Origin of the sequence: Vibrio sp. SG41-7, from assembly GCF_014164465.1 — a bacterium.
GTDB lineage: Bacteria > Pseudomonadota > Gammaproteobacteria > Enterobacterales > Vibrionaceae > Vibrio > Vibrio splendidus.
In genome coordinates this window covers 1-4,763 of the sequence record NZ_JACJFF010000208.1, presented here as the reverse complement: position 1 = coordinate 4,763, position 4,763 = coordinate 1, and the positions used below count along the sequence as shown (strand labels likewise).

At 43.2% G+C, this 4,763-nt stretch carries 8 protein-coding genes and 1 pseudogene; 1 reads left to right on the top strand and 8 read right to left on the bottom strand.

Annotation, left to right across the window (positions count from 1 at the left end):
* Positions 1-270 precede the first annotated feature (270 nt).
* The 4 genes from H5300_RS25600 to H5300_RS25590 form a co-directional block, all read right to left on the bottom strand.
* Entirely contained in the window at positions 271-537 is a 267-nt protein-coding gene (locus H5300_RS25600) for a hypothetical protein (RefSeq protein ID WP_182797246.1), read from the bottom strand.
* Positions 538-562: 25 nt separating this feature from the next.
* The gene (locus H5300_RS28175) at positions 563-826 is read right to left on the bottom strand and encodes a DNA methyltransferase (protein ID WP_259397950.1); all 264 of its coding nucleotides are present in this window, start codon (positions 824-826) and stop codon (positions 563-565) included.
* An 85-nt stretch (positions 827-911) separates the two neighbouring features.
* Positions 912-1,343 (bottom strand): hypothetical protein, encoded by a 432-nt coding sequence (locus H5300_RS28170; RefSeq protein WP_310736194.1) that lies wholly within the window; start codon positions 1,341-1,343, stop codon positions 912-914.
* Positions 1,344-1,635: 292 nt separating this feature from the next.
* Entirely contained in the window at positions 1,636-1,950 is a 315-nt protein-coding gene (locus H5300_RS25590) for a winged helix-turn-helix domain-containing protein (protein ID WP_182797245.1), read from the bottom strand.
* Between the two features lie 145 nt (positions 1,951-2,095).
* On the opposite strand from H5300_RS25590, the gene H5300_RS28565 reads away from it, so the two are divergent.
* Positions 2,096-2,233 carry an IS630 transposase-related protein gene (locus H5300_RS28565; protein WP_182797244.1) on the top strand — a complete coding sequence of 46 codons (138 nt, stop codon included), beginning with the start codon at positions 2,096-2,098 and terminating at the stop codon, positions 2,231-2,233.
* Between the two features lie 354 nt (positions 2,234-2,587).
* Here H5300_RS28565 and H5300_RS25580 read toward each other — a convergent pair whose 3' ends face one another.
* The 4 genes and pseudogenes from H5300_RS25580 to H5300_RS25565 all read right to left on the bottom strand — a co-directional run.
* Complete coding sequence (locus H5300_RS25580) at positions 2,588-3,103, bottom strand: hypothetical protein (protein ID WP_182797243.1); 516 nt, start codon at positions 3,101-3,103, stop codon at positions 2,588-2,590.
* The gene (locus H5300_RS25575; RefSeq protein ID WP_220503582.1) at positions 3,100-3,552 is read right to left on the bottom strand and encodes a thermonuclease family protein; all 453 of its coding nucleotides are present in this window, start codon (positions 3,550-3,552) and stop codon (positions 3,100-3,102) included. The genes H5300_RS25580 and H5300_RS25575 overlap by 4 nt, the downstream gene beginning before the upstream one ends.
* Positions 3,553-3,619: 67 nt before the next feature.
* Positions 3,620-4,042, bottom strand: a complete 423-nt coding sequence (locus H5300_RS25570; RefSeq protein WP_182797242.1) for a hypothetical protein — start codon at positions 4,040-4,042, stop codon at positions 3,620-3,622.
* Positions 4,043-4,567: 525 nt separating this feature from the next.
* Positions 4,568-4,763 (bottom strand): annotated as a pseudogene (locus tag H5300_RS25565) (IS91 family transposase); the annotation flags it as partial.

Below are 4,763 nucleotides of genomic sequence, written 5' to 3'. Positions count from 1 at the left end.
TGAGTATTGAACCACGTAAAAATCTAGAGGAGGGGAACGTAAGGATAGGATAACGTACTATGAATGATAAGAGTATCAATGAATTAACAGCGCCCTAGCTCGATGCGTAGCATCGCTATCTTGAAAGACCCTCTATTAGACTTTCTACACTCTCTACACATATATACGACAGGCCCTTTGAACTCGTTCGTACCAAATACACCAGCAGCCTGGCAACGTAGCTGAACCTGTCGAACATCCTGGTTATTGCACTAACGGCTTAGTCCTGCTTTATCGCATTGATCTGGCATTCTTGCTATCCCATATTTTTTCATGTTGCAGAGTATTGAAACGCAACTTGCTTTTAACCAAGCAAAATGTGGCACCTAAAATGGTACTTGCGGCTAAATAAGCAACGGAGATAAGCGTGATGCGATCCCAATCTAAAGGTGAAGTAGAACCAGTAAAATGGGTTACAGCAGCAAACTCCAGAGCCAGGACTAAAATACAAAGTATGGATACAACCAGTGTGCTTGGTGTGTTTGAAGGTTTGTTCATAATGTACTCTCCAGTAATCACGAGTTTATTTAACACTTCGACCGACACAGGCCAAAGCAGGATTCATCCAAAAGCCAGCAAACGAGCTAAACAACTCAGCTTGTGTTCGCACGTACTCTAAAATTAATTCACATGCAACCCAACGTCGCCCCGCTCTCTCCGCTGCCAGTCCGGTTTTATTGCTACCAGAAAAGAGATCAACCACCAGCTCATCTTCATTGGTTACGAACTCAATAGCGAATGATGGAATGTCTGTAGGAAACATTGCAGGGTGTGGTGGTAAACCCAATTCCTTGGCTATCTTCCTTACAGCTGATGTATCAGCACAGCGATGACCTCGTTGGATTATGTTTTTAGGGATCTTGCCTTGCGTTTTATTGGAAAAGGCATTCCCTCTTATATCGGTAAGCACCATCACCGTAAGTAGCGATACGACTATCGCCCCCTTGTTCGAGTAATTTCTTATGTTGCTCAGTGTACTTTACCAAAACTCTTCGGTTATCAGAGCGAACTCGGTCTGGATCGTTCGTAAACCAGTAAACAGGTTCCCACGCGGAACAAAGCTGCATACGGTTAACGCAAGCCCATTGGGTTGGAGCTGGTGGCTTGGATGTGTTTATCCAGGGCAAACGGTCCATTAATGAAAGCCCTAATCGATCATTTAGAGCTAAGACCATACGTTCAAGGTAAGTTGAACGTGAAGGGCGTTTACTTTCAAAAATGTCGTTACTCACGTTGAGTACCACAGAATCCCCTGGCACCAAGTTTTCTACAATTGGTTCCAAAGAATCGGTGATAAAGTCCACCCATGCCTGTTCACTAACATTCCCATACCCGCGCTCGATTTTTAAAGGATACGGAGGGATGTCACACAAAGGTGGATTGGTTCTCCAAGCTCTGTGAATACCTTTTTGCTATTGCCCCAAATAGCGATGCCTAGATTTGTTGAATATGCGACAAGCTTTACTTCGCCCATTGCTTCATGAAGCCCTTTTTTATTCTGTGCATACAGAAAACCACGGGTTTACCCGTGGATGAATGCTAATTCCAAAATTACAGCGTAAGCTGTTTGTAATTTTGGTCAACGTTTTAGCCTTGTCACGGTAAGTACCCCGGGCATGCCCGGGGGAATCTTCTGTTTGCCAGCTTCCATACGCCACGCTCACCGTCCACTTTTTGGATGATATTCATAGACTTTAATGTTTGCTGAAACCAACGAATTTTTCTTTTGATAGGGCTGTGTTGTGCCTTGGCTTTGCCGTTTTCGGCTTTACTATTGATTTCAGCCTCTGATAGCCCGGTTATACTCGCTACCTTCGCATATAGCTCTGCATTGGTCATTGGACAATCAGCTTGTGCATAAGCTTCTTCCACATGGAAAAGCTCCAGCTGCCCCTGCATGTTTGGTTTCATTTATGCTCCAGACCAATATTCACAGAATCATTTTATAGCACTTTAAATAAAATGGCAATATCTAAATCCTGTAGAGATGTCGGTATATCTCTTCGATGGAATTGAACTATAGCTAAATAATTTTTTATTGTCAGATAATGCGCGGATGGCATATAGTTTAGATTTTAGGCAGAGGGTGTTTGCCTGCAAAGAAAAGCACCAACTTACGTTTGAGCAAACAAGCGAACACTTTGGTATTAGTATCGCAACCTTGTTTCGTTGGCAGAAACGGCTCGAACCTTGATTGATAAGATCTACTATATTAACTTTTACTTATCGTAAACCTTTGAAAGCAAATTATTTATTGGGTAAATATTAGTGTTTAAATTAAATACACTGCACGAAGCTGTGCCTGGCGTGGATCTAGATAGCCTGCCAGACATTAAAGCAGTAATAGGCCAAGCAGAACCGCTTGAAGCAAGTATGATGAGGGTAATTGCATATCGTGAAATGCATAACGCCAACATTTTGGTCCTTAGTGAGCGAGAGCGATTTTTTTTGAGTATGTCTTTGATGAAATGCTTTGTGGAGAAAGGGCTTCTATCGTCAGGTGATATGATGAAGTACTGACTTTCACATGTGAAAGTCGGCTGAGGATTTAATGGATTTGTGTCGGTTGCTGGCACATTGGACAAACGTTACCGCGATAGTTAGGCAATACCAAAACTCTACTTGCCACGTTAACTAAGATTTTGTAGAGCAACATTCTCGCCGTTACCAAACCAACTGCAAAACACCCACCGTAACCAACAACTCTATTTTGAGCAGCTTTTAAGTACTCTTGCCCTATGAGTTCTTCTGCGATCTCGTAGTTTGTAAGTTCGGCCATAGTTGTTAGATAGACACCTCTAATCTCTTGGGCAAGGAATGCCGCAACACAAAAGATAATGATGGTACACAGTATTCTTACATGGGTTAAGCGGGATATCCCCGCTTTAAACTCATAGTAGATATTGAATACAAGGAAGAACATAAGAGCAAAAAGTAGTGGCTCTGGAAGCGTCAGCTGGTGGAGGTATATCCGGATCAGGCTGATATAGACAAAAATACCAAATACATTCAAAGCCAATGTGCTTACATCCCTACCCAGTTGGTTGTTAATGGATAGTTTCACTTTTTACGTCTCCCTTCCCAAGGTGGCATTCTTTCTGCTTCCGGCAATGCCCATAAGCCTACCCCATTCTGTTTTGCCTCTTGCTCGTAAGAGAACAGTTCAGTGCTTTTTGCATACCGCCTGTATACCCATGCGTTACCCGTTTTTACCAGTTGTCCGTTTACCCACAAATCATCGACGTAGATATGACCAACAATGCGGCCATAACGATCAACGTCGGTTTGTTCTACACGAACGAATTTCCCACCCACTATAGAAAGAAGGGCTTGTTTTGCTTTCTTTCCCCAGGGTTGTTTCGACTCGGGTGTGTCGATTTCTGCAAGTCTAATACGGTGTTCTTTTTTACCATCGGTACACTGATAGGTGCCAGTGCATGAGGCATCTGTGAGGACTTTTATAGTGTCACCATCGCTGACTCGTACCACCTTCCCATAAAAGGTTTCAGCCATAATTGGTGCATTAAAAACGAAGTAGAGAAGGGTGGTAGCTAGAATTTTTTTAAGAATGATTAATTCCTTACTGTTGTCCTGATAGAGCATTCCACATTTGTTTGTGTAATGCCGAAATAGCGGTATAGGCCCCTTTCATTTCTGGTCGCTCCAGTTCCTTCAAGAACCAAAGAGACCCTAAGAGAATCGCTAAACATCCACCAGCCAGCATTAGATCATCGAACGTCATGAATAGGCTGTACGCAGACAAGCAGACATTGCACAGCATCCAGATTTTAGTGAAGAGCAATCCAGTTGAGTTATAGGTTACAAGCAAGTACGAAATGAAAGATGCGCATACTAGAACTAAAATTGGATCTCCCAACCACGTCGTCCATGTTTGAGTACCAAGAGGGGAGGGTAGTTCTAGTAACCATACTCCAGCACTCCAAATTACAGCTGATGCCATCATGTAGGCTGCTGCCATTTTTATCATCATTTGTGGTTTCATTTTCACTCCTTACCTATTCCACTTTCACATGTGAAAGTTGTTTTTAGGTTGTTTTTTCATTTAATTCCGATCCATAGCTTTGATGGATACTGTCATCGTTGAACCAGAAGCCATTTTTGGATGGGGACTTACTAGTCTCCAATCAAAAAGGCCCCAATTGCTGGGGCCGCTTTCACATGTGAAAGTCAATTTGTGCTGATAGAGATAAATACTGACTTTGTGCCATTTACATCTTTCAGCCATGACATTGCACCATAATCTCCATCGACCATCGTGCTGTACCGTTCCCGCACACCTAGACCACACAAGAGGTCATCAATCGCTGTTGTTGGGTCACAGGATGGACGATATGTTTCTTGAAGGTAAGGAATCTGAATGATTCCTTACCTGAACAATCGCGACATAACTCACGTCAGAATGAGGCGCTGACTACTCTAACTTCTGCTCTACAATCTAAACACGGATGTTTGTTGAGCACTTTCATGGTGTTTTCGCTATTTCAGATACACTCATCCTGTGAAATGCCTAAATTGACCTGATTTGAGCTTGAACCAGAGCATGGTGGACCAGCTCTGACAGCGGCCCCAGCCCTAAAGCGAAGAAACGTTAAACGATGCCCACAAAGAATGCACTCAAACGGGTCAACCTTCACATACCCTTTCAACATGGCGGCGTAGCCGGGCATTTCAGGTGCGTCTTTAGGGGCGATGCCTAAGGCATC

Bases quoted from the DNA above. Each gene is read 5' to 3' on its own strand.
- H5300_RS25600 (WP_182797246.1), bottom strand. From the start codon at position 537: ATGAACAAACCTTCAAACACACCAAGCACACTGGTTGTATCCATACTT.
- H5300_RS25590 (WP_182797245.1), bottom strand. From the start codon at position 1,950: ATGAAACCAAACATGCAGGGGCAGCTGGAGCTTTTCCATGTGGAAGAA.
- H5300_RS28565 (WP_182797244.1), top strand. From the start codon at position 2,096: ATGGCATATAGTTTAGATTTTAGGCAGAGGGTGTTTGCCTGCAAAGAA.
- H5300_RS25575 (WP_220503582.1), bottom strand. From the start codon at position 3,552: ATGGCTGAAACCTTTTATGGGAAGGTGGTACGAGTCAGCGATGGTGAC.
- H5300_RS25570 (WP_182797242.1), bottom strand. From the start codon at position 4,042: ATGAAACCACAAATGATGATAAAAATGGCAGCAGCCTACATGATGGCA.